This is a genomic window from Novosphingobium sp. HNCC26BN242, assembly GCF_057180525.1.
The window spans coordinates 1-21,281 of the sequence record NZ_JBXUGM010000003.1; the positions used below are offsets into that span (position 1 = coordinate 1).

Annotated in this window: 25 protein-coding genes and 1 pseudogene; 2 read left to right on the top strand and 24 right to left on the bottom strand. The window is 60.9% G+C overall.

The annotated features are described in order from the left end of the window. Window positions 1–223: pseudogene (locus AC2A1F_RS12040) on the top strand (hypothetical protein); the annotation flags it as partial. Next, window positions 223–1,137, top strand: a complete 915-nt coding sequence (locus AC2A1F_RS12045) for a hypothetical protein (protein ID WP_484209039.1) — start codon at window positions 223–225, stop codon at window positions 1,135–1,137. The pseudogene AC2A1F_RS12040 and the gene AC2A1F_RS12045, both read left to right, overlap by 1 nt. Window positions 1,138–1,326: 189 nt before the next feature. On the opposite strand, the gene AC2A1F_RS12050 is transcribed toward AC2A1F_RS12045, so the two are convergent. From AC2A1F_RS12050 to chrA, 24 genes are all read right to left on the bottom strand, one after another. After that, on the bottom strand, window positions 1,327–1,494 hold the full coding sequence (locus tag AC2A1F_RS12050; RefSeq protein ID WP_484209040.1) for a hypothetical protein: 168 nt from the start codon (window positions 1,492–1,494) through the stop codon (window positions 1,327–1,329). Next, the gene (locus AC2A1F_RS12055) at window positions 1,484–1,849 is read right to left on the bottom strand and encodes a hypothetical protein (RefSeq protein ID WP_484209041.1); all 366 of its coding nucleotides are present in this window, start codon (window positions 1,847–1,849) and stop codon (window positions 1,484–1,486) included. Before AC2A1F_RS12055 ends, AC2A1F_RS12050 begins: the two co-directional genes overlap by 11 nt. After that, window positions 1,846–2,148 (bottom strand): hypothetical protein, encoded by a 303-nt coding sequence (locus AC2A1F_RS12060; protein ID WP_484209042.1) that lies wholly within the window; start codon window positions 2,146–2,148, stop codon window positions 1,846–1,848. The genes AC2A1F_RS12055 and AC2A1F_RS12060 overlap by 4 nt, the downstream gene beginning before the upstream one ends. Further along, entirely contained in the window at window positions 2,145–2,390 is a 246-nt protein-coding gene (locus tag AC2A1F_RS12065; RefSeq protein WP_484209043.1) for a hypothetical protein, read from the bottom strand. Before AC2A1F_RS12065 ends, AC2A1F_RS12060 begins: the two co-directional genes overlap by 4 nt. Next, on the bottom strand, window positions 2,383–2,673 hold the full coding sequence (locus tag AC2A1F_RS12070; protein ID WP_484209044.1) for a hypothetical protein: 291 nt from the start codon (window positions 2,671–2,673) through the stop codon (window positions 2,383–2,385). Before AC2A1F_RS12070 ends, AC2A1F_RS12065 begins: the two co-directional genes overlap by 8 nt. Then, window positions 2,663–2,875: a hypothetical protein gene (locus AC2A1F_RS12075; RefSeq protein WP_484209045.1), complete on the bottom strand. Its 213-nt coding sequence runs from the start codon at window positions 2,873–2,875 to the stop codon at window positions 2,663–2,665. Before AC2A1F_RS12075 ends, AC2A1F_RS12070 begins: the two co-directional genes overlap by 11 nt. After that, window positions 2,872–3,309, bottom strand: coding sequence for a hypothetical protein (locus AC2A1F_RS12080; protein WP_484209046.1), 438 nt, complete (start codon window positions 3,307–3,309; stop codon window positions 2,872–2,874). Before AC2A1F_RS12080 ends, AC2A1F_RS12075 begins: the two co-directional genes overlap by 4 nt. Continuing rightward, on the bottom strand, window positions 3,299–3,559 hold the full coding sequence (locus tag AC2A1F_RS12085; RefSeq protein WP_484209047.1) for a hypothetical protein: 261 nt from the start codon (window positions 3,557–3,559) through the stop codon (window positions 3,299–3,301). Before AC2A1F_RS12085 ends, AC2A1F_RS12080 begins: the two co-directional genes overlap by 11 nt. Beyond that, complete coding sequence (locus AC2A1F_RS12090; protein ID WP_484209048.1) at window positions 3,556–3,759, bottom strand: hypothetical protein; 204 nt, start codon at window positions 3,757–3,759, stop codon at window positions 3,556–3,558. The genes AC2A1F_RS12085 and AC2A1F_RS12090 overlap by 4 nt, the downstream gene beginning before the upstream one ends. Continuing rightward, on the bottom strand, window positions 3,756–4,103 hold the full coding sequence (locus AC2A1F_RS12095) for a Lar family restriction alleviation protein (RefSeq protein ID WP_484209049.1): 348 nt from the start codon (window positions 4,101–4,103) through the stop codon (window positions 3,756–3,758). Before AC2A1F_RS12095 ends, AC2A1F_RS12090 begins: the two co-directional genes overlap by 4 nt. Beyond that, the gene (locus AC2A1F_RS12100; RefSeq protein ID WP_484209050.1) at window positions 4,100–4,276 is read right to left on the bottom strand and encodes a hypothetical protein; all 177 of its coding nucleotides are present in this window, start codon (window positions 4,274–4,276) and stop codon (window positions 4,100–4,102) included. The genes AC2A1F_RS12095 and AC2A1F_RS12100 overlap by 4 nt, the downstream gene beginning before the upstream one ends. After that, complete coding sequence (locus tag AC2A1F_RS12105; RefSeq protein WP_484209051.1) at window positions 4,273–4,455, bottom strand: hypothetical protein; 183 nt, start codon at window positions 4,453–4,455, stop codon at window positions 4,273–4,275. Before AC2A1F_RS12105 ends, AC2A1F_RS12100 begins: the two co-directional genes overlap by 4 nt. A 511-nt stretch (window positions 4,456–4,966) precedes the next feature. Further along, window positions 4,967–5,749: a uroporphyrinogen-III C-methyltransferase gene (cobA, locus tag AC2A1F_RS12110; protein WP_484209052.1), complete on the bottom strand. Its 783-nt coding sequence runs from the start codon at window positions 5,747–5,749 to the stop codon at window positions 4,967–4,969. Continuing rightward, complete coding sequence (locus AC2A1F_RS12115) at window positions 5,746–8,313, bottom strand: nitrate reductase (protein WP_484209053.1); 2,568 nt, start codon at window positions 8,311–8,313, stop codon at window positions 5,746–5,748. The genes cobA and AC2A1F_RS12115 overlap by 4 nt, the downstream gene beginning before the upstream one ends. Further along, window positions 8,310–8,651 carry a nitrite reductase small subunit NirD gene (nirD, locus tag AC2A1F_RS12120; protein WP_484209054.1) on the bottom strand — a complete coding sequence of 114 codons (342 nt, stop codon included), beginning with the start codon at window positions 8,649–8,651 and terminating at the stop codon, window positions 8,310–8,312. The genes AC2A1F_RS12115 and nirD overlap by 4 nt, the downstream gene beginning before the upstream one ends. Continuing rightward, on the bottom strand, window positions 8,648–11,128 hold the full coding sequence (gene nirB, locus AC2A1F_RS12125; protein WP_484209585.1) for a nitrite reductase large subunit NirB: 2,481 nt from the start codon (window positions 11,126–11,128) through the stop codon (window positions 8,648–8,650). Before nirB ends, nirD begins: the two co-directional genes overlap by 4 nt. A gap of 361 nt (window positions 11,129–11,489) precedes the next feature. Next, on the bottom strand, window positions 11,490–12,749 hold the full coding sequence (locus AC2A1F_RS12130; protein ID WP_484209055.1) for an alginate export family protein: 1,260 nt from the start codon (window positions 12,747–12,749) through the stop codon (window positions 11,490–11,492). Window positions 12,750–12,829: 80 nt separating this feature from the next. Next, window positions 12,830–14,509 carry an ABC transporter ATP-binding protein gene (locus AC2A1F_RS12135; protein WP_484209056.1) on the bottom strand — a complete coding sequence of 560 codons (1,680 nt, stop codon included), beginning with the start codon at window positions 14,507–14,509 and terminating at the stop codon, window positions 12,830–12,832. Window positions 14,510–14,521: 12 nt separating this feature from the next. After that, window positions 14,522–15,529 (bottom strand): ABC transporter permease, encoded by a 1,008-nt coding sequence (locus AC2A1F_RS12140; protein ID WP_484209057.1) that lies wholly within the window; start codon window positions 15,527–15,529, stop codon window positions 14,522–14,524. Window positions 15,530–15,544: 15 nt separating this feature from the next. After that, the gene (locus AC2A1F_RS12145) at window positions 15,545–16,951 is read right to left on the bottom strand and encodes a CmpA/NrtA family ABC transporter substrate-binding protein (RefSeq protein ID WP_484209058.1); all 1,407 of its coding nucleotides are present in this window, start codon (window positions 16,949–16,951) and stop codon (window positions 15,545–15,547) included. Window positions 16,952–17,168: 217 nt separating this feature from the next. Then, window positions 17,169–18,392: an ABC transporter substrate-binding protein gene (locus tag AC2A1F_RS12150; protein ID WP_484209059.1), complete on the bottom strand. Its 1,224-nt coding sequence runs from the start codon at window positions 18,390–18,392 to the stop codon at window positions 17,169–17,171. Continuing rightward, on the bottom strand, window positions 18,389–18,967 hold the full coding sequence (locus AC2A1F_RS12155; protein ID WP_484209060.1) for an ANTAR domain-containing response regulator: 579 nt from the start codon (window positions 18,965–18,967) through the stop codon (window positions 18,389–18,391). Before AC2A1F_RS12155 ends, AC2A1F_RS12150 begins: the two co-directional genes overlap by 4 nt. A gap of 62 nt (window positions 18,968–19,029) precedes the next feature. Beyond that, window positions 19,030–19,779 (bottom strand): superoxide dismutase, encoded by a 750-nt coding sequence (locus tag AC2A1F_RS12160; protein ID WP_484209061.1) that lies wholly within the window; start codon window positions 19,777–19,779, stop codon window positions 19,030–19,032. A gap of 27 nt (window positions 19,780–19,806) precedes the next feature. Continuing rightward, window positions 19,807–21,120 carry a chromate efflux transporter gene (gene chrA / locus AC2A1F_RS12165; protein ID WP_484209062.1) on the bottom strand — a complete coding sequence of 438 codons (1,314 nt, stop codon included), beginning with the start codon at window positions 21,118–21,120 and terminating at the stop codon, window positions 19,807–19,809. Between the last annotated feature and the right edge of the window lie 161 nt (window positions 21,121–21,281).

Below are 21,281 nucleotides of genomic sequence, written 5' to 3' on the forward strand. Positions count from 1 at the left end.
CGGCGGGTCTGGTGGTAGCGATTTAGCGGCGCATCTCACGCAAGCAGGCGCAGGCGGCGGTGGTGGCGGATCGAGCATCACCGGCAAGGCTGGTGACGGCGGTAATGGCCAGACACCGGGCGGCGGCGGTGGTGGTGGCGGATCGAGCGTCAACGATGTGGGCGATTCCGGCGCGGGCGGAAACGGCGGCGCGGGCCGCGCGATCATCATCAGCTACTTCTGATGCTTGGCTTTTCGCCCCTCGCGGTAGGGCCGCTTGGCTGGATACCGTCGAATGGCACCCTGCCCGCAACAGGCACAATAGCAGCAACCGGACCGGCCCTGCTTTTCGCCGCACCTACTGCCAGCGCATCAGGAAGCCAAACCATTGGCACGGCTTCTGGCACCATCACAGCCACCGGTCCGACACTCTTGTTCAACGCGCCGATGGCGAGCGCAACAGGCGGGCAGACCATCTCGCCGGTTTCGGGCGTTATCACAGCGACCGGTCCCGCACTTGTCTTTGCCCAGCCCATTGCTGCTGGTGTGGCCGCTCAAACGGTGGGCGCTGTCTCTGGTGCGATTGCAGCGACCGGCCCGGCTCTTGTGTTCAGCCAGCCCATTGCCAGCGGTGCGGGTGCATTTGCGGTCCCTGTAGTATCAGGCACAATTTCAGCGACCAACGCGGGATTGATATTCGCGCAACCCGTGGCAGCGCTTGTCGGCACTTACATCGACCCAAGCGGCGAAGTATTCCCCCTGATCACCGCGCCCGCTCAACGCAAGCGGGTGACATGGCCGTCGCAGCGTAAAATCACGACATGGCCAGCGCAGCGCAAGCGCGTGTCTTTCCCGGCATGGCCCAAAGGAGTTCGCAGAATGATTGTCCTGGACGAAAAAGGCGCATCGGAAATTCTGGTGATCCGCATGCCAATCACGAACTGGCCGATGGTGACCACGGACAACCCGGTGACGGATTACACGGTGGCCGTCACCATGGGCGATGTGGTGGCGACGAAGCTAGATCCTGAAGAAGACGGCACGCTGCGGTTTCGCATGTCTGGTGGCACGGCGGGGACGATCTCGACAATCGTTTTGCTGGCCACGCTGCAGGATGGTCAGAAGCCGGATCAGGTCTTTAGCGTTACGGTGCGGTAAAAAGGGCGGCCCCCGAAAGAACCGCCCTCTGCGGAGACGTTGCCGCCCCGGAAGCGGAGAAGCGTTAGACGCCTCGCCTAGCCCGATACATGGCACTGTGCGCACAGTGTTGCCCATGTAGAGCGGGAACTATTAACTAACGCTCAATAGTTCGATGGTCCCCGCTGGTGCGCTTCACTACTCGCTTGATCAAGGCTTTCGCATCGAGAGGCGTGCGGGGCTCGTGCATCCCCTATACCACAGGCGGGCGCGGATTTCTGGTATTAGCCAAGTGGCGTGTTGTTCTTCATCTGCACCATAAGCCGGGAATGTCACGGCAATAGCATCCGAAAGCGCCTCTACCAGTTCATCGGCCATCACCGGCCTCCTTTGCTTTCAGGCAGGCGGCTGCGAGGGCTAGGGCTGGAAGGGCAGCGCTTGCTTGATTAAATGCCCCCACCTGCGCAACAGTCTTGGGCGAGCGGTAATTCGTAATTGACCACTGCATATTCTGCGGCACCAGCATCAACGCCGCGTCTGTCCATGCTTCTGCGTCGAGGAAGCGGCGGAACTTCTGCTCTGACTTCTGGTGATCAAGCCACGCGGTAAAGGATGCAATGTCCTCTGCCCGCTTTTCGTCGATGCGGTCCTCAGGCCAATCGTGCCACTCAGCAGGCGGCGGCGGATAGATCGCCTTGAACGTCTCTTCCAGCGCGGTGCGTGGGTCGGTCATGGCTTCACCTGTAGGGCTGCGAGGGCGGCGGGCAGATCGAACCAACCTTCAAGCCAAACGTGGCCTTGGTCGCGATGCACAGATGACGGCGTAGTGTCGTCTGCCCGCGCTTCCATCTGCATGACGAAACTGGTTTTCACCCTCTCCACCGCCCCATCGTCCACAAGGACAAGCTGGCCGGTGCGGAGGGCAGTGGCGATCTCACCTAGCACATTGCAAAGTGCCTTGTGATCGAATTGACCTTCCTCGTGCATGACGATGTTGGCCCATGTTTCCAGCGCCTCTGGTGTGATCGTCATGGCTTGGGGTCCTCTCGATAGGCGATGATGCGGTTCCATTCGTTTGGCGATTGATGCCTCCACCAGTCTGTTCCGACAGTTCGCCAAAATCCGGCTCGTCCCGATGTTGTTGAACGCTCTACTTCGGAATTGAAGCGCGGCTTAAATTTCACTTTGACGATCACATCGTCAGTCACCGGACACGGCCCACCATCATGCACTCGCCACCCCTCCGCCCTCTGCTCTAGTGTCAGGTCAATCATGGGGTGCGTCCTTTGATGGCAAGTGAGCATGGGCACGGCTTGCAATGTCCTTGAGCGCGTTCTCAAGCCTCTGCTTTTCGCCATAAAGCCAATCATGGCTTTGCTGAACCATTGCCATTTCCCCGCGCAACGCCCGCTCTCGCTCCTCAAAAGCACGCTGGATGATCGCAGCGGCGGCGGGGCTATGCCAAGCGCCGTCAACGCCCTCGCTATCCTTCCACCACGCCGGGATAACCTGTTCAACCAAATCGCTGGCCCACTGCTCTACCGTGCTATCTGTCATTTGATTGCTCCTGAAGGATTGCGCGGACGGATAGGCCTTTGTCCGTGAGCCAAAAAAACATGTCGTCGTCATAGTTTGTTTCGTAGTCAGCCAAGCCAATGTCCACGAGATCAAGGCCAATGCGGATGGTGCAATCCATGTCGTCAAGCACCGCCCGCTTCTGCGCCTCACTCAACCCCGCCGCGATTTCAACTTCGGTCATGCGGTTTCTCCGAGGGCTTCTTCAATCATCTGCATCGGGCAGCACATCACAGGTGGATTGGCACTGCCGCAATCGCCATTGCAGACAGGGCAACCAAAACTGCGCATAGTGATCAACGCCTCCCTCATCGCATCGGCCTTCGGGGTGGGGTGAGCGTAGAGGGGGGTTTCAGCCCAAACTGACCGGGCAGGATCGTCAGCGGCCCATCGGTGTTCAAAATGCAGGACGCAGCGCTCATTGTGGGCGTCTGCTTCTCGCTCATACATCCAAGCCACCACATCACCGCCGCGCTGTTCGGCTTGGTGGCGGGCAATCCATTCCCGCGCCTTGTCCAGCAGTTCGGCAATGTCGTTTGCGCCGTCATTCCGGCAAAGGTCGGCTTCATCGGAAAGCTGTTCAAGCAGTTCGTCAGCCTGCGTCACTTCATCCTGCATGGGGTGGCTCCTTGGGGGTGTGGGGGCGGCAAACATCACAGCGCCTCATGCACAGGTCGCAGCCGCTTTCAGGATCAACACAGGCCCATTCTTCGAAGCAATCGTAGGTGTAGCCTTCGCCGTGGCACTGCCAGCATTGCTGATCGTCATCGCCTTCAAATTCGGCCAGCATACAGTCGCTGCACAGACCGTTCCATTTGGTCGGGCTTTCGCAGCGGTTGCAGGTGTAAGGTTGGGTCATGCTGTTCATGGCATCACCTTCATGATGGTTGGAACGTCGGAGCAGTTCATGGTGCAGAAGCCGTCAAAGCAATCATCGCACGGCCTGAAGCCAAGTTCCTGCCCGCGTTCGCGCAAGGCATCGTCACGCTTGGCCCGCAATTCTGCGATGCGTTCATCAAGGCGGGTGATCTTGCGTTGCGCAATGGTTGGCGCGCTATCGTAGCTCATCGCTCTGCCGCCTTGGTGAGGATGGCGCGGGCGTTGGTGACAACTGAAAACTGCTCAATTGTTTCGTCGGTAAAACCACCAGCGCGCTTGTTGGCGATGAATGTATCCAGAAGCCCCCGCAAAGCCTCCACCAGATCGCTGTGGCTGTGGCTGGGGGTTCTGGTGTTCCATGCGGTGATGGCTTCGGCGCGCGACAATCCCCGTGGCATGATAGCGCAGTGACAGGTGCCAAATCCGCAGCGGACGCCATAGCCGTGATCTGGTCCTTTTAGACCAATCACGACGACAGGCTCAGTGTGTCCACAAAAAGGGCACGGCTCCAGCGTATGCGTCGGGGTGGTCATGCGCTTGGCTCCGGTGGGGTGGGGTGGGGGGTGCAGTAAATGGTGTAGCCAGTCGCGCCGTCGAAATGGTGCTTTGACCACTTGCGGATATGCTGGCCGCATTCACTGAATTGGATGAACAGACACAACGGCGGCATCCAGCCACCTGCATTGGTTTGATCGGGCGGGGTCATGCGTCACCTCGCAGGTTCAACCGCGTAGCCAGTTTGTCGATCAGGTCACCCTGTTCGCGGATGCATTTACGCTGCTCATCAATCAGCTTGACATGCAAGCGCATCAGGAATTGCCACATTGTGTTGCAGGCAATGTAGCCAGCAAGGAAGCCAATGAAGGCGGCAATGGGCGGGGCCATGCCACCAGCTCCCCGTTCCGATCCTTGGCCAACCTCTCGCCATCCGCATAAACCGCGTATCGGTCGCCAGCGAAATAAGCCCCATACCAAGCCATGATCAACGCAACGCTCGATCTGCTGCAATGGACGATTGCCGTCTTGGGCTTGGCATCGCTGTTCACGAATTTGAGTTCAACGGCGCTTTCCCCCGACTGCCCCAAGCTACCGGTTTGTTTGGGGGTGGTCAGCAGATGGTCAGAAAATTCCGCTTCGTTCGCGGTCGAGTCACGGTCCGTTCTTTCGGCAAGTGACGGGATATAAGCGTTTGACACCGTGGAAAACCCTTCACACGGGTGGGGTCGCAGGTTCAATCCCTGCCGCGCCCACCATCTTCGGATGGCTGGGAAGAGATGGTCGAGATTTCCATCAGAATACAAAAAGCATATGCGAAACTGCGCGAACAATCGCGGTGATTTTTCGTCCCTTCGTCTTGCGTTCTAAAGCTGCCCGAGAGGCACTTCACCGCCTATCGTCATCGCCCGCACATTACCGCTGCTTCACCTCTCCACGGCAGATATGTCGGTGATACCTGCCGCATGGCCTTACCGATCAGTATAACGGCCGGACCATCGGCAAGCGCCGTTCGGGCCACCAATGGCAGAAGGTCCAATCGTGAATGGAATTGCCGCTCCGTTGGCAGGCTTGCGTTTTCCACCAGAGCCACCGGCGTGTCAGCAGGCAGACCCGCTGCAATCAGCTGGCGCGAAACGTCGCTCGCTGCGGCCTTGCCCATATATATCGCCAACGTCGCCTCGGGATCCGCCAGCGTCGCCCAATCGAGATCCAGTGCCTCGCCCGCCCGCACATGGGCCGTTACGAAAGTCAGCTTGCGTGCCAGCCCCCGCAGCGTGAGTGACTGCCCAAGGCTTGCCGCAGCCGCGCTGGCCGCCGTCACGCCGGGGCAGATACGTACAGGCACGCCGGCGACGTGGCAGGCGGCAAGTTCCTCAGTCGCGCGGCCAAAAATTGCCGGATCGCCCCCTTTCAGGCGGACTACGCGATCACCGCAAAGTGCCGCCGCTACGATCAGTTTGTCGATGGTCCCCTGATCCTTTGAATGCCTCCCGGACCGTTTGCCAACATGCACCAACCGCGCGCCGCGAGCTGCCATGTTCAGAACTTCTGGGCTAACCAGCGCATCATGAAACACGACGGTTGCCATACCGATCAGCCGTTCTGCCTTGCGCGTCAGCAGTTCGGGATCGCCCGGACCCGCGCCCACCAGCCACACTGTCCCGTCAGGAAAATCGCTCATTCCGCTGCCTCCCATTGCGCGGCCAGACCATCGCCCGGATGCTGTGCGCATGTCTCGTTCCATTCCCGCAGCAGCCGGGCGATAGCCGGGCGGCATGATCCGCAATTCGTGCCCGCTCCACAGTCCTTGCCTACGTCAGCCACACTGCCCGCGCCCTGTTTTATCGTGGCGAGGATTTGCTTTGCGCCAATTCCATGGCACACGCAGACTACTGGTCCGCGATCCGGGGCAGGGGTGCTGGGCCGCGCGGCCAGCAGTTCGGGCAATGCGGCCCCCGCAGTGCCAAGCTGGCCGGAAATCCAGTCCCGCGCCGGAAGCTGCCCGATCCGCGTGACATAGAGCGCAGCGGTGAGCGTGCCATCCTTGTCAAACACCGCCAGCCGCCGCATTCCGCGCGCCATATCCACCGCTTCAACACGCTCGCCCGCAGGGAGCAGCGCATCGGCGTCGACCGCACCATTGCCTGCCAGCTCGTATAGCCATCCGCCGGTGATGGCCGAGCGGCTCCACCATACGATACCCAGTGGTGCCAGTATGTCTGATCGCACCAGAAAAGCGCGCCATTCGCTCGTTACAGGCTCGATTCGGCAGGCATTGTTTTTGAAGCCAGGCTGACCGGATACGGGATCGACCAACTGATCCGGCAAAAAGTTGACCCGTCCTTCGCTGGCCATCGTATCGGTCCAGTGCATGGGCGCAAAAACTTGTCCTCGGCCTTGCCTATCGGTCACGTTGAGGCGGAACACCGAAGCGCCGCTGGCTGAAACTACCCGCGCCAAAGCGCCATCCACCACGCCCGCTGCTGCCGCATCATCGGGATGCACTTCCAACAAAGGCTCCCGCCGATGCTGCGCCAATGTGGGCGAAAGGCCTGTGCGCGTCATCGTGTGCCATTGATCGCGATAGCGTCCGGTATTCAGCCGCAACGGATAATCGGTGTCGAATGCCCGCACACGCGCCTCTACCGGCACATGCCGCATCGCACGTCCGGCCATCGGATGCCGCCCGCCCCACAAGAACGGTTCCATCGTCTCGTATTCCGCGTCGGAAACAGCCGCCTTTCCGGTCAGGTCCAACACCTTGCCATGCTTCACCGCCAGTGCTGTCATTCCTGCATATTCACGGAACACGTCTGCCGCATTGGCCCAGTCGAACCCTGTAAAGCCCATGCGCTGCGCCACATCGCCGATGATCGCCCAATCGGCCCGCGCCTCGCCCGGCGCGGCAAACAAAGCGCGCTGACGGCTGACGCGGCGTTCCGAATTGGTCACCGTCCCGTCCTTCTCGCCCCACGCCAGCGCGGGCAAGCGGACATGCGCAAACTTCGCCGTATCGGTATCGGCCATCACGTCCGAAACCACCACCGTTTCGCACCGCGCCAAAGCCTCGCGTACAAAGCCTGCATCGGGCATCGACACGGCGGGATTGGTCGCCATCACCCATAAGAATTTCACCCGTCCGTCATGCACCGCACGGAACAGGTCCACCGCTTTCAGCCCCGGCCCGCTGCACATGCGCGGAGCTTGCCAGAACGCCGCCACATCGGCGCGCTCCTCCTCCGAAAAGCCCAGATGGCACGCCAGCATATTGGCAAGGCCACCCACCTCGCGCCCGCCCATCGCATTGGGCTGCCCGGTCATCGAAAACGGCCCCGCGCCCGGCACATTGATCCGCCCTGTCGCCAGATGCAGGTTGATGATGGCATTGCCCTTGTCCGTCCCTGCAACAGACTGGTTCGCGCCCATAGAGAACACCGTAACCATGCGCGGATGTGCGGCGACGAGATCGGCCAGCGCGGCAAACACTTCCGCTGACACGCTGCCATTCTCCCCTCCCGCAGGGGGAAGGGGTTGGGGGTGGGCATGTTCACCCACCAACCCCCGCGCCGCCATCTCGGCCAGCAAGGCATTAAATAGCCCCACATCCCCATCCGGCGCGACGGGAACAAACAAGTCCGCCTGCTCAGCCGTCTCGGTCCGGCGCGGATCGATCACCACGATTTTTGTGCCGCGCTTCTCCCGCGCCGCCTCGATCCGCTGCCAGATCACCGGATGGCACCACGCAGTGTTCGATCCCACCAGCAGGATCAGGTCCGCCTCATCCAGATCGTCATAGGTGACCGGAACGATATCCTCACCAAACGCGCGATTGTGCGCCGCCACTGCGCTGGCCATGCACAGGCGGGAATTGGTGTCGATGTTGGCGCTGCCGACAAAGCCTTTCATCAGCTTGTTGGCGACGTAATAATCCTCGGTCAGCAACTGCCCCGAAACGTAAAGCGCCACGCTGTCCGGCCCATGCTGCGCGATGCAATCGCGCATCTTGCCCGCCACCAGATCCAGAGCCTCGTCCCACCCCGCGCGCCGTTCCCCGATCATCGGGTGCAGCAGCCTGCCATCAAGCGAGACCGTCTCCCCCAGATGCGTGCCCTTCGAACACAACTTGCCAAAGTTCGCCGGATGCCCCGCATCGCCCCGGATGGTGACGGAACGCTCGCCCGTCACCTCGGCAGCGATGCCGCAGCCGACGCCGCAATAGGCGCAAGTGGTGCGAACCTGCGTCAAGCCGCCCGCTTCCCCACCACGGCAGAGCGCAGCAAATACATCCGCCCCGCATCCACCTTCATCGGAATGATGGGGACGCACCCCTTGTCCTCGCCCAGCGCTTCGCCAGTCTTCAGCGAGATGTTCCAGTTGTGCAGCGGGCAGGTGACGACATTATCGTGGACGATGCCTTGCGAAAGCGGTCCCTGTTTGTGCGGGCACTTGTTCACCAGCGCATAGAATTCGTTCTTCTGCGTGCGGAACACTGCGATTTCGTCAAACCCCACTACCGGCAGCGTGCGCGCGGTTCCGGGGGTGATCTGGTCCACCGAACCGATGTCGAGCCAATCGCCGATCATTGCGCGTACTCCGTGATCGAAAAGGGCCGCACTTCGGCCAGGTGCTGATGCAAGTCCGCGTCCTTGCCCGCCACGCGCTCGGCCCATGGATCGTCCTGACAGAAGGTTTGCGAATAGCGGAACCGCGCGGCGAGCCGCTTTACGCTGTCCGCATCATCGAACAGTCCGGCCTTCACGTGGGCCAGCCCCACCCGTTCGATCCACGGCGCAGTGCGTTCCAGATAGTGGGCTTGTTCGCGGTAAAGCTGGATGAAGGCCGCGCATGTGTCCATCACCTCGGCCTCGGTCGCCACCTTGCACAGCAAGTCGGTGGCGCGCACCTTGATCCCGCCGTTCCCGCCAACGTGGAGTTCGTAGCCGCTGTCCACGCAGACCACGCCAAAGTCCTTGATCGTCGCTTCCGCGCAATTCCGGGGGCATCCCGATACCGCGATCTTGAACTTGTGGGGCATCCACGATCCCCACGTCATCCGCTCCAGCTTCACGCCAAGGCCGGTGGAATCCTGCGTGCCAAAGCGGCACCATTCGCTGCCAACACAGGTCTTCACGGTGCGCAAGCTCTTGCCATAGGCGTGGCCCGAAACCATGCCTGCTGCGTTCAGATCAGCCCACACCGCAGGCAGGTCTTCCTTCTTGATCCCGAAAATATCCAGCCGCTGCCCGCCGGTTACCTTGACCATCGGCGCGTTGAACTTCTCGACCACATCGGCAATCGCGCGCAATTCGCGGGGATTGGTAAGCCCGCCCCACATCCGCGGAACCACCGAATATGTCCCGTCCTTCTGGATATTGGCGTGAAGGCGCTCATTTACGAAGCGGCTCTTCTGGTCGTCCTCATACTCGCCGGGCCATGCGCACAGCAGGTAGTAGTTGAGCGCAGGGCGGCATGACGAGCAGCCATCCGGCGTGGTCCAGTGCAATTCCTGCATCGCTTGCGGGATGGACCGCAGCGCCTTTTCACCGATTAGGCGGCGCACGTCATCGTGGCTGAAGCTGGTGCACTTGCACATCGTCTTCGGCCCGGACTGGACCTCGCCGCCCAGCGTCAGCGCCAGCAGACTTTCAACAAGGCCAGTGCATGATCCGCATGAAGCCGAAGCCTTGCAAGTGCTGCGCACCGCATCAAGGCTGCACGCGCCCGCGTTGATCGTCGCGATCACTTTGCCCTTGGAAACGCCGTTGCAGCCGCAGATTTCTGCGTCGTCCGAAAGTGCTGCAACGGCGGCATTAGGGTCCAGCAGGGCACCCCCGGAAGCGAAAGCCTGACCAAAGATCAGCGCCTCGCGGATGGTGGAAATGTCCTCGCCCTTTTTCAGCAGGTCGAAGTACCAGCTGCCGTCTGCCGTATCACCATAGAGCACCGCGCCGACCAGTCGGTTGTCCTTCACGACCACCCGCTTGTAGACCCCGCGCGCGGCATCGCGCATCACGATGTCTTCGGCTCCGTCTCCGCCCGAAAAGTCCCCGGCGGAAAACAGGTCGATTCCTGAAACCTTCAGCTTGGTAGACGTGACCGAACCTTCATACCCGCTGGGGCTTTCGCAAGCCGCATCGGCCAGCGCACGGCACATGTCCCACAGCGGCGCAACCAGACCATAGCAGGCGCCGCGATGCTGCACACATTCGCCCACGGCCATGATCGCCGGGTCGCTCGTCACCATGTGGTCGTCCACCACGATGCCGCGTTCCACCTCGATTCCAGCTGATTTGGCCAGCGTTGTGCCGGGGCGGATGCCAACCGCCATCACCACGATATCGGCAGTAAATTCCCGCCCATCCTTCAGGCGAACCGCAGCAACATGGCCATCGCGCCCAACGATTTCAGCGGTATCGCCGCCGGTCACGATGGTCTGGCCGCGCCGTTCCAGTTCGGTCTTCAGCAGGTATCCTGCAGCTTCATCCAGCTGTCGCTCCATCAGCGTGGGCATCAGGTGAACGACGGTGACTTTCATGCCGCGAAGCGAGAGGCCATGCGCTGCCTCCAGCCCGAGCAGGCCACCGCCGATCACCACCGCTGAACCACCCTTTTCGGCTGCGGACAGCATTTTATCCACGTCATCCAGATCGCGGAACGTCACTACGCCTACCAGATCCTTGCCTGGCACCGGGATGATGAACGGGTCGGAACCCGTCGCAATCAGCAGCCGGTCATAGGGTTCGACCCGGCCAGACTTCGCCACCACGGTCCGCGTCGCGCGGTCGATCGACACCACCGGATCGCCCGCCACCAGCGTGATTGCATTGTCGGCGTACCAGTCGTCACCATTGATGACGATGTCCTCAAACGCTTTCTCTCCCGCCAGCACCGGTGAAAGCATGATACGGTTGTAATTCACGCGCGGTTCCGCGCCAAAGATCGTCACATCGAAGCGGGCCGGATCGCGGGCAAGGATTTCCTCCACCGCGCGGCACCCGGCCATGCCGTTGCCGATCACCACCAACCGCTCCTTCACAGGCGCGGTGCGGTCCTTGTCCATTAGGGTCGAAGGCGCGTTCACTCGGGTCTTCCTTGTCAGACGCGCAACACGAAAAAGCCGCCCGAACGCATCCCGAAATTGGGAGGTCAGGGCGGCGACATTGCCACGCGATGTTGATTGTTCAGGCTTTGCGCTGGATCGCCCGACTCTGGGCGGCACATCGGCCTTCGGACACTTGGCTAACCGATTCGGGCGCTGCACTGCAAGCGTTATTTTGCAGTGCAGCAAGTCGATCCTTCGACAAGCTCAGGATGAGCGGACTTCGACAGGTTCAGGATGAGCGGCAGAAAAATCTCCAACCCCAAAGAATCCGCTCATGTTGAGCTTGTCGAAGCACCCAGCACAACCCATCAAAGCAAAATCAAAACGCCACCTCAGCCTGCAACCACAAGATTTCCCGATCCACGCCAAACTTGTCCGCGTTGTAATTGGCATATTTCACCAGCCAGCCGACCTTCTTGGTCTTGAATGCCAGGCTCGCATCCCATTCGGTGCCGAACTTCACCCCGCCCACATCGCTGCGAAACTCGTGATACGTCACGTTGGCATTAAGTCCCTGAAACGCCGTCACTTTTGGCAGAACCTTGGCGAGCGTGACGTAGTAATCCTCCAGCCCATTTCCCGGCGTGGTCAGGAACAGATCGGCCCAGCCGTTGAACTTGTGGAGCGTGGCCAGCGGCGTCTGGAAGGCCTTGCCCACGGCCTTATCTGCGCCCAGCTTTTCGTATCCGCCGGTCAGGGTAAAGCCTTGATAGCCCAGCCCCAGTTCGCCCGCGAAGAAATCCGCCGTATAATTCACCGGATTCCGGCCGATCTCCATCTGCCGAGCATAGCTTGCCAGCACGTTGAGCTTCACCGCCTTCGATAACGGAATGTTGCCAGAAACGCGCCCGCCATACGTCTGCGAGGAATTGGCGAAAGCAAAAGCCTCATCATAATCAATGATGTAGGAGAAGCCTTTCACCTGCAACGGTCCCGCCTTCGTGCTGGCCTGGAGGAACACGAAAGCGCCATCCATAGCCCGGCGCGGTCCCGCTTCCGATCCGAAAATCGAATCCTGCTGGATCGCATAAGTCGCATCAAGGCTAACGGGTCCGAGCGTGGCTTCGGCGCGCACAGCATCGAATGTCTGTTCGTTCTGCCGCCAGGCCACGGAACCGACAAAACGTTGATCATCAAGGTTTATCCGCTGCCGCCCCACCGTCAGCGCGAAGTTCTTCACCTTGTACATGATCTGCGCGCGGTTCAGGTCGATGCTTTCGGCATCGGCCACCACGGCATACTGCGGGCGGCGCTGCGAACTGCCGGGCAGGGCGAAGGGAAAAGCGTTGTAATCATTGACCAATCCCAGCGTGCCTTCGGCCTCGACCAGCACCGAAAGATGCGAAGGCGCGTGCTTCAATTCCAACCCCGTGCGCAGCCGCAAGGTCAACGCATCGGCATCGACGGTCGGCTGATCGACGCCTTCATACCGAATGCGCGCATCGATGATCGGATCGAGCGTAAGCCCCTCTCCCACCGGAATCGGATCACCGAAAGCGGGTTTTCCGGCGGCGTGCGCAGGGTGCGCGCATGCGATCGACGACGCGAGCAGCGTCGCCGCGAATGTGGTCTTCTTCATTGTACCTGAACCCCCTCAGTTGGGCCGATCAGGCATCCTCTCGTGCGCCTTAGCGGCGCTTAGGTGCTGCTAGGTGCACTTCAGGCCGCGTTCGATTTCGGCCCGTGATCGTACTCCGCCAGGAAGTGCAAGACCTCCTGACGGTAGGCATAAAACATTGGATGCTTTAGCAATTCCTTGCGGTCGCGCGGGCGCGGAAGGTCCACTTTCAGCACTTTGCCGATGGTCGCGTTCGGCCCATTGGTCATCATCACGACACGGTCGGCCAGAAGGATTGCTTCATCGACATCGTGCGTCACCATGATCGCGGTCACCTTCGTGCGGTTCCACACTTCGACCAGCACGTCCTGCAAATCCCAGCGCGTCAGGCTGTCCAACATGCCGAAAGGTTCATCCAACAGCAGCAAGCGAGGGGACAGGGCGAAGGCGCGGGCGATGCCCACGCGCTGGCGCATCCCGTTGGACATTTCCGCCGCCATCTTGTCGCGCGCGTCGGCAAGGCCGACACGCTCCAGATAGTAGTCGACGATTTCCCTGCGTTCCGAACGGGTTGCATGCGGATAAACCCGCTCCACCCCCAACGCTACATTCTGCCTTGCAGTAAGCCAGGGCATCAGGCTAGGCGATTGGAACACCACCGCCTTGTCCGGCCCGGCCACGTCAATCTCACGGTTGTCCAGGATGATGCCGCCCTTGCTGATTTCATTGAGGCCCGCCGCCATCGTCAGCACGGTGGATTTGCCGCAACCCGAATGGCCAATCAGCGAAACGAATTCTCCTTTGTCCATCAACAGGTTGAAGTCTTCGACCACGGTCAGCGGACCCTTGGGCGTCGGATAGACTTTGTGAAGCTTCCAGAACTCCATGTAGCGCCGGGTCGCGCCCTTTTTCGCCGCGTCCTGATAGGCCTTGGGCAGCGGGGCAAGATCGAGCGGGATGATGTTGGGCAGTCTTCCCGCTTCGCTGCCGAGCGCTGCCTTGTCACCGGCCAGTCCGCCAAGATAGGTAACGATTTCCGTGCGAAGGGCCTGAAACTCAACGCTATCGTTCACCGCCTCGCGATCCCGTGGACGGGGCAGATTGACGGTGAATATCTTGCCAATCCGCGCCGCCGGGGCGGGAGTCAGCACAGCAACACGGTCGGCCAGCAGCAGCGCTTCGTCCACGTCGTTTGTGACAAGAATGATCGTGCGCTTTTCCTCTTCACGGATACGGTCGATCTCGTCCTGCAGCTTGGCGCGGGTGAGGGCATCGAGCGCCGAAAGTGGTTCATCCAGAAGGAGTATTTCAGGCTCCATTGCCAAGGCGCGGGCCACCGAAACACGTTGGCGCATTCCGCCCGAAAGCTGCGCGGGCTTGCGGTCCATCGCGTGGCCAAGGCCGACCAGTTCAACCTTCTGCCGCACCAGATCAGCCCGCGCCTGCTTGCTGCGGTCCTTGTGGACTGCGTCCACCGCCAGCGCGACGTTCTGTTCGACGGTCAACCACGGGAACAGCGAATAGGATTGGAATACGAGGCCCCGATCCTTGCCCGGCCCATCAACCGCCTTGCCATGCAGCAGGATTTCGCCCGCATCGGGTTCGACTAGGCCAGCAATGGCCGAAATCAGCGTGGTCTTGCCCGCGCCGGAGAAGCCGAGGATGGCGATGAATTCGCCTTCCTCAACATCAAGGTCGATGCCGCCGAGAACTTCGGAAACGCCGCCCGCCTTGCCGGTATAGCTCTTGCGGACATTGTTGAGCGAGAGGATCGTGGCCATGATGGTTGCTCCTCAGACGTTGCGGTTGCGGCTGACGAAGGCCTGCATGGCCATCATCAAGCGGTCGAGCGCGAAGCCGATCAGGCCGATCACGACGACCGCAACCATGATGCGCGCCAGCGACTTTTCAGACCCGTTCTGGAATTCATCCCACACAAACTTGCCAAGGCCTGGGTTCTGGGCGAGCATTTCTGCGGCGATCAGCACCATCCAGCCGGTGCCGAGCGAAAGGCGCATCCCGGTGAAAATATAAGGCAGCGACGATGGCAGGACGAGACGCGTGAGCTTGGCAAACCAGCCAAGGCGCAGCACCCGGCCCACCGCGATCAGATCCTTGTCGATGCTGGCCGTGCCGATGGCGGTGTTGATAAGTGTTGGCCACAGCGAGCAGAGCATTACGACTACGGCAGAGATGATGAAGCTTTTGGCCAAAGTCGGGTCGTCGCTGGTGACCGAGGCAGAGACGACCATCGTGACGATCGGCAGCCATGCCAGCGGGCTGACCGGACGCATCACCTGCACCAGCGGATTGATGGCCGCGTTGACCCGCTTTGACATGCCCGCAACAAGGCCGAGCGGCACCGCAAAGATTGTGGCCAGAATAAAGCCAGCGGCAACGGTTTCCAGCGAGGTGAATATCTGATCGATGAAGGTTGGCGGGCCGGTGTATCCATAGCCTGAAGCAATTGCTTCGGCTTCAGCCACGCGCGCCGCTGCGTTTTCTTCCATCAAACCGCCGAACGCGGTCCACACATCGCCCGGCCCCGGCAATGCCCCCAGCGAGGTCTGCACCAGCGGTGCCAATAGTGCCCACAGCAGGAGGAAGCCGCCAATCCCGGCAAGCGGCGGCCACAGCGATTCAAACACTGCCCGCCCTGCCGGAAGCTTGATGCCGAAGGGAAGCTTGAGCGATGCGGTCACAGGTGTTTCCTCTGGGATCGGGAGGAGAGACTGGCTCTCTTCTTTATCCTGCGGCAGGTTCTGGAGGAACTCGTCCTTGCGGAGCAGTACGGCGTTCATGGGCTTATTCCTGTCTTACTTGACGCCCGCAGGCGTAACCTTCTGGCCCGGCTTCAGGCCGATAGCGAAGCTGGCGGCGTAGGCGGCGGGCTTTTTGGCATCGAAGGCCACGCCATCAATGGCCTTGCGGGTATAGACGCGGAAGCCATCGGTCTGCGGAAAGGCATCGGCGCTGGCCTTGCCATCGGCGACGAGCGACTTGGCAGCTTCGTCATAGAGGTCAGGGCGATAGACTGACTTGACCGTATCAAGATACCACTGGTCAGTCTTGTCTTCCGAAATCTGGCCCCAGCGGCGCATCTGCGTGAGGAACCAGATGCCGTCCGAATAGAACGGATAGCTCGCCTGTTGATCGAAGAAGAGGTTAAATTCCGGCGTGTCGCGGGTGTCGCCTGCGCCGAATGTGAACTTGCCGGTCATCGACGCCATCAACACCTTTTCATCGGCACCGACATATTTGGAATTAGAGAGCAGTTTTACCGCTTCAGGCCGGTTCTTACCGCCTTCGGCATCGAGCCACATCGAAGCGCGGATCAGCGCGCGGGTGAGCGCCTTGACCGTGCCGGGGTTCTTTTTCACGAAATCGGCAGTCAGGCCAAACACCTTGTCACCCGTGGTCCCGGCAATATCGGGGTCAACGATGATCGGCACGCCGATCCTCTTGGCAACAGCGGCCTGGTTCCAAGGTTCACCCACCGAATAGCCGTTGATCGTGCCGGCTTCCATCGTGGAGGGCATCTGCGGCGGCGGAGTGACGGAAAGCTGCACATCGGCAGCGGTGACGCCAGCGGTATCGGCAGGCAGATAGAAGCCGGGGTTCAGCCCACCAGCGGCCAGCCAATAACGTAGCGCATAGTTATGAGTGGAGACGGGAAAGACCATGCCCATCTTGAAGGGCTTGCCCTCAGCCTTGAACTTGGCGACGACGGGCTTCAGCGCAGCGGCTGAAATTGGCATCTGCACCTTGCCATCGGCTCCCTTTGGCAGGGTCGGTGCGATCATGTCCCACACCTGATTGGAAACGGTCACACCCTTGCCGTTGATGTCGAGCGAGAACGGCGTAACCAGCGGAACCTTGCTGCCGATGCCCGCGCCAGCAGCCAGCACCTGGCCTGCCAGCATGTGCGCGCCATCAAGCTGACCGTCGGTCACGCCATCGAGCAGGACTTTCCAGTTGGCCTGTGGTTCGAGCGTAACGGTGAGGCCCTCTTCGCGGAAGAAACCTTTTTCCTGCGCCACGACCAGCGGGGCGATGTCTGTCAGCTTGATGAAGCCGAGCTTCAGCACCGGCTTTTCAATGCCATTGGCCGAAGCAGCGGGCTTTTCCGGCGCATCGCCGCTTTTGCCGCAGCTTGCCAGCGCGATGCCGGCGAGCAGCGCTGCGACCATGTTGCGCCGGTTAAATGTGTTCCGTCCGTTCACTTCGAACACCCCTTGGAAGTGACGTGGCAAACACGAAAAAGCCGCCCGAACGCATCCCGAAATGGGGAGGTCTGGGCGGCGACGTTGCCACGCGATGAAAATGCTGAGCCGGGTTGCGATGTTTCCGACCATCCTTGGGCGGCACCACTCGGCTTGACCTATAGGCTATGTGATTCGGCTGCTATTCGGCAAGCGCTTTTTGCACCGCAATAGAATTTTATGCAGAGCGCTGCCCCTGTATGTAGGATTCGAGCAACACTGGGTCGAAAGGCCGTCCATCAAAGAAACTGTTGTTTTCCAGCGTGATAAAGCCCTGCTGCATTGATACTGAAGTGGGTCCGGCAAGGCTGCCTTCGACCTTGGAACTGGCGCCCGGCAACGGCTCCCCTGTGCCCAATAGTGCGCTGCGGTATAAATCAGGGCGGAATACGCGGGCCGCTTTTCGGGCATCGCCTGAGTCGAATTCCAGCCCGTCCCACCGCACCATCTGGCTGTAGAGCCATTCGGCCTGGCTGACCCAAGGGAAGTTCGCAGCCTCACGGTGCTGGAACATGAAGTCTGGATAATGCAGCAGATCGCCACCCTGCCGGAGCAGGAGCCGGTCTGAAATGGCGCGGCGGATTAGCGTAGCATCGCCATCGAGGTACTCTGCCCGCGCAAGTATCGCCGCATTGGCTTCAAGATTGGCGGGATCGACGAAGTGCTCACCGGCCTTGCGCAGCGCGCGGATCAGCGCTTCGGCCTGCGGACGGCGGGCTTCCATCACCGGTTCACGGAAGGCGAGGACCTTTTCCACGCCACGCCGCCAGATTTGCGCGGTGACCATCACGATCTTGCCGGTGCCGCGTTCCACTGCCACGCTGTTCCACGGTTCGCCCACGCAGATCGCATCGACTTCACCAAATTCCAGCGCATCGGCGCAAAACGGCGGGGCGACGGTGGTGATTTCCACGTCCACATCCGGGCGGATTCCGCACGCGGCCAGCCAGTAGCGTAGCATGTAGTTGTGGCTGGAATAACGGTGTACCACACCGAACCGCAGTTTCTGGCCGGAGGCTGCGATGTGGGCCTTTAGCGCCGCACCCACCGCCGCCGGATCGCCCAGGCCGCCCGCCGGGTTTACCGCGCGCGCCAGATCGGGGCGCATCGTAATCGCATTGCCATTCAGACCCAGCACGAAGGGCACCGACAGCGGTTGTGCCGGGCGACCGCGACCCAGTGTGGTGGCAATGGCTAGCGGGGCGACCATGTGCGCGGCATCGCTGTGGCCGTAAAGCAGCCGATCAAGCACTGTCGCCCAGCTCATGTCACGCACGAGGCGCAGGGACAGGCCCTCGGCTTCGGCAAAGCCATGTTCGCGCGCGAGGATGGGCAGGCAGGCATCGACCAGTGGCAGGAAGCCGACCGTTAGTTCGCCATTCGGGGCGTTTTCGGCCATCATTTCCCTCCCATCAGCTGGTGCGCGGTGACAACTGCTTCGGCAATATCGGCGATGCGTTTGCCTTGATTCATCGCGGTCTTGCGCAGTTCGGTATAGGCCTGCGGTTCGGTAAAGCCGCGGCTGTCCATCAAGATGCGCTTGGCCTTGGAAATCACTTCATGGTCGGCCAGCTTGCCCTTTGCCTCTGCCAGATCGGACTGGAGGCGGGAGAAGGCGTTGAAGCGACGGACGGCCAGATCGAGGATAGGGCGGATGCGGTGCGGGGCAAGGCCATCGACCACATAGGACGAAACGCCTGCATCGACCGAGGCGGCGATCGATTCCTCGTCGCTTTCATCCACGAACATGGCAATGGGGCGGCCCAGCACGCGGCTGACAGCGAAGTATTCTTCCAGCACATCGCGCGAAGGGTTGCCGAGGTCCATCAGCACGATGTCTGGCGCGATCTCACCGATGCGGGCCACAAGGCCGCGCCTCTCTGTCACTACGAAGATTTCGCAGTCATTGAGTGCTGCAAGCCCTTCGCGGATCACCGCGGCGCGGCTGGCGCTTTCATCGACGATGGCAATCCGCATAAGTTCGCCTACTGCGCGGGACCGAGTGGAGTTTCAAGGCAATTTTGGAGACGGCGTTGCGTTCACGTCACGGCTGAACTGAACCGCGTCTCCACGATCTCCCAATTAAGGTTGCGCATGAAAGCATCGACATACTTTGCCGCAGCCGCACCGTAATCCATGTGGAATGCGTGCTCATACATATCGAGCGCGATGAGCGGCACACCGGTGGCAGGGCCATTGGTGTGATCCCAGCACCAGTAGTTGTGGAGCGAGGCCGTGTGCGTGTTCCATGCCAGAATGCACCAGCCCGAACCGCCCGCAAGCGACATGGCCGTGCGGCGAAATTCAGCCTCCCATGCCTCGAATGAGCCATATGTTGCGCCAAGTGCTGCTTTGATCTTGCCGCCTGCCACGCCATTGCCGCCCAGCGCGCCGAAATAGAGTTCGTGCAGCACGACCGAGCCGGTGCGGTGCAGTTCCTCGCGCTTCAGCCCGCCATAGGCGACTGGCGGATAGTCCTTGTCGGCCATCGCTGCGGCCAGCTTGCCCTCGATCATGTTCAGTGCGCGGACGGAACCTTGATAATTGTTTTCCCAGTGCGAGCGGATCAGCCGTTCCGACAGACCGGTAAGCTTTGCCGGATCGAAGCGCAGCGGTTTGGGGATGTGATTGCCAGCGAAGGCGGGGAGGGCCGGGGAGGCGGGGAGGGCCGGGGAGGCGGCGCTCCCTCCTGCGATCTGCGCCTGCGCCACTGTGCCCGTGCTGGCCACCGCCCCGGCCACACCTGCGGCAAGGCTACCCATCGCATCGCGGCGTGAAAACTGGTTCATGGTGTCGTCTCCTGTCATGTGGCGCTGTCAAACGGCTAGGCCGAGAATAAGCCCGCCCGTTGCGGCTGCGGCCAGTACGCGGATGATGTTCCATTTGAACCAGAACAGCAGCACGGCGGCCATTGCGGCCAGCACGGCGGCGCGCCAATCGAAGCTGGACAAGACCGGTATGCTAAGGTTCATCGGCCCGATCTGTGTAGCGGTTACGGCCGAAAACAAAACGTGGATGAAAAACCATGCGGTCAGGTTGGCGATCACGCCGACCACGGCAGCAGTCAGGGCAGCGAGGCCGCCTTTGAGACGCGGGGAGTGCTCCATACGCTCGATCCACGGTGCGAACGTGAAAATCCACAGGAAGCAGGGGGCGAAGGTGACCCATGTGGTCAGCAATGCACCAAGCAGGCCCGCGACCAGCGGTGAAAATGGTTCAGGCGCGCGGAATGCGGCAAGGTAGCCGACGAATTGCGTGACCATGATGAGCGGGCCGGGCGTTGTTTCGGCAAGGCCGAGGCCATCGGCCATCTCGCCCGCGTTCAGCCAACCATAGTGTTGGACCGATTCCTGCGCCATGTAAGCAAGTACGGCATAGGCTCCGCCAAACGTCACCACGGCAAGTTGCGAGAAGAAGCTGCCGATATCCCACAGCACATGGTTGTGGCCCAGCGTCAAAAGCACGAGCGCCATGGGTGCGGCCCAGATTGTGCCCCAAACCAGCACGGTGCGGACGGATTGACCCCAAGGCTGCGGTGAGGTGATACGGGCGCCACTGCTGGGCTTTAGTGCAAGCCAATCAGGGCGCGCGGCGGCAACTACCATGCCGATTGCGCCTGCACCCAGCACGATCAGTGGGAAGGGCGCGTTAAGCAAAAATAGCGCAATGAAGGCTGCTACCGACAGTCCCCGCTTGAACCGTGTATTCAGCGCGCGTCCGGCAATGCGAAGCAGGGCTTGCACCACAATGGCCAGAACGGCGGCCTTGATGCCAAGGAACAGCGCTACAAACCAATCAAGATCTGCGGCAACGGCATAGAGGCCGGTAAGTGCCAGCATGATAAGCGCGCCAGGCAGCACGAACAGCAGTCCGGCAGCAAGGCCACCGCGCAGACCGTGCAGTTTCCAGCCGATCCATGTGGCCAGTTGCTGTGCTTCGGGGCCGGGCAGAAGGTGGCAGAAGTTCAATGCGTGGAGGTATTGCTCTTCATCCACCCAATGCCGTTCGTCCACCAGTTCACGGTGCATCAGGGCGATCTGGCCAGCGGGGCCGCCAAAGCTTAGGAAACCGATGCGCGCAAATACGCAGACCATGTCACGGAAATCAGGAGGTGTGCTGGAAATCGCCATTTGCCCTATGCCTTACCATCCGCCGAGCAGCGGACCAACAAGGCAACACTTGGCCATCAAGGGCTTGGGCCGTAGGGCCTGGTCGGGAGGTTGCTTGAGCCCCGGTAGCTTTATGATATGCGGAAACCTATCCGTCGGGCAAGCGCAGAACTTCTGCTCAT

Coding starts and splice junctions, on each gene's coding strand:
- AC2A1F_RS12045 (WP_484209039.1), top strand. CDS start 223: ATGCTTGGCTTTTCGCCCCTCGCGGTAGGGCCGCTTGGCTGGATACCG.
- AC2A1F_RS12050 (WP_484209040.1), bottom strand. CDS start 1,494: ATGGCCGATGAACTGGTAGAGGCGCTTTCGGATGCTATTGCCGTGACA.
- AC2A1F_RS12055 (WP_484209041.1), bottom strand. CDS start 1,849: ATGACCGACCCACGCACCGCGCTGGAAGAGACGTTCAAGGCGATCTAT.
- AC2A1F_RS12060 (WP_484209042.1), bottom strand. CDS start 2,148: ATGACGATCACACCAGAGGCGCTGGAAACATGGGCCAACATCGTCATG.
- AC2A1F_RS12065 (WP_484209043.1), bottom strand. CDS start 2,390: ATGATTGACCTGACACTAGAGCAGAGGGCGGAGGGGTGGCGAGTGCAT.
- AC2A1F_RS12070 (WP_484209044.1), bottom strand. CDS start 2,673: ATGACAGATAGCACGGTAGAGCAGTGGGCCAGCGATTTGGTTGAACAG.
- AC2A1F_RS12075 (WP_484209045.1), bottom strand. CDS start 2,875: ATGACCGAAGTTGAAATCGCGGCGGGGTTGAGTGAGGCGCAGAAGCGG.
- AC2A1F_RS12080 (WP_484209046.1), bottom strand. CDS start 3,309: ATGCAGGATGAAGTGACGCAGGCTGACGAACTGCTTGAACAGCTTTCC.
- AC2A1F_RS12085 (WP_484209047.1), bottom strand. CDS start 3,559: ATGAACAGCATGACCCAACCTTACACCTGCAACCGCTGCGAAAGCCCG.
- AC2A1F_RS12090 (WP_484209048.1), bottom strand. CDS start 3,759: ATGAGCTACGATAGCGCGCCAACCATTGCGCAACGCAAGATCACCCGC.
- AC2A1F_RS12095 (WP_484209049.1), bottom strand. CDS start 4,103: ATGACCACCCCGACGCATACGCTGGAGCCGTGCCCTTTTTGTGGACAC.
- AC2A1F_RS12100 (WP_484209050.1), bottom strand. CDS start 4,276: ATGACCCCGCCCGATCAAACCAATGCAGGTGGCTGGATGCCGCCGTTG.
- AC2A1F_RS12105 (WP_484209051.1), bottom strand. CDS start 4,455: ATGGCCCCGCCCATTGCCGCCTTCATTGGCTTCCTTGCTGGCTACATT.
- cobA (WP_484209052.1), bottom strand. CDS start 5,749: ATGAGCGATTTTCCTGACGGGACAGTGTGGCTGGTGGGCGCGGGTCCG.
- nirD (WP_484209054.1), bottom strand. CDS start 8,651: ATGATCGGCGATTGGCTCGACATCGGTTCGGTGGACCAGATCACCCCC.
- nirB (WP_484209585.1), bottom strand. CDS start 11,128: ATGGACAAGGACCGCACCGCGCCTGTGAAGGAGCGGTTGGTGGTGATC.
- AC2A1F_RS12130 (WP_484209055.1), bottom strand. CDS start 12,749: ATGAAGAAGACCACATTCGCGGCGACGCTGCTCGCGTCGTCGATCGCA.
- AC2A1F_RS12135 (WP_484209056.1), bottom strand. CDS start 14,509: ATGGCCACGATCCTCTCGCTCAACAATGTCCGCAAGAGCTATACCGGC.
- AC2A1F_RS12140 (WP_484209057.1), bottom strand. CDS start 15,529: ATGAACGCCGTACTGCTCCGCAAGGACGAGTTCCTCCAGAACCTGCCG.
- AC2A1F_RS12150 (WP_484209059.1), bottom strand. CDS start 18,392: ATGATGGCCGAAAACGCCCCGAATGGCGAACTAACGGTCGGCTTCCTG.
- AC2A1F_RS12155 (WP_484209060.1), bottom strand. CDS start 18,967: ATGCGGATTGCCATCGTCGATGAAAGCGCCAGCCGCGCCGCGGTGATC.
- AC2A1F_RS12160 (WP_484209061.1), bottom strand. CDS start 19,779: ATGAACCAGTTTTCACGCCGCGATGCGATGGGTAGCCTTGCCGCAGGT.
- chrA (WP_484209062.1), bottom strand. CDS start 21,120: ATGGCGATTTCCAGCACACCTCCTGATTTCCGTGACATGGTCTGCGTA.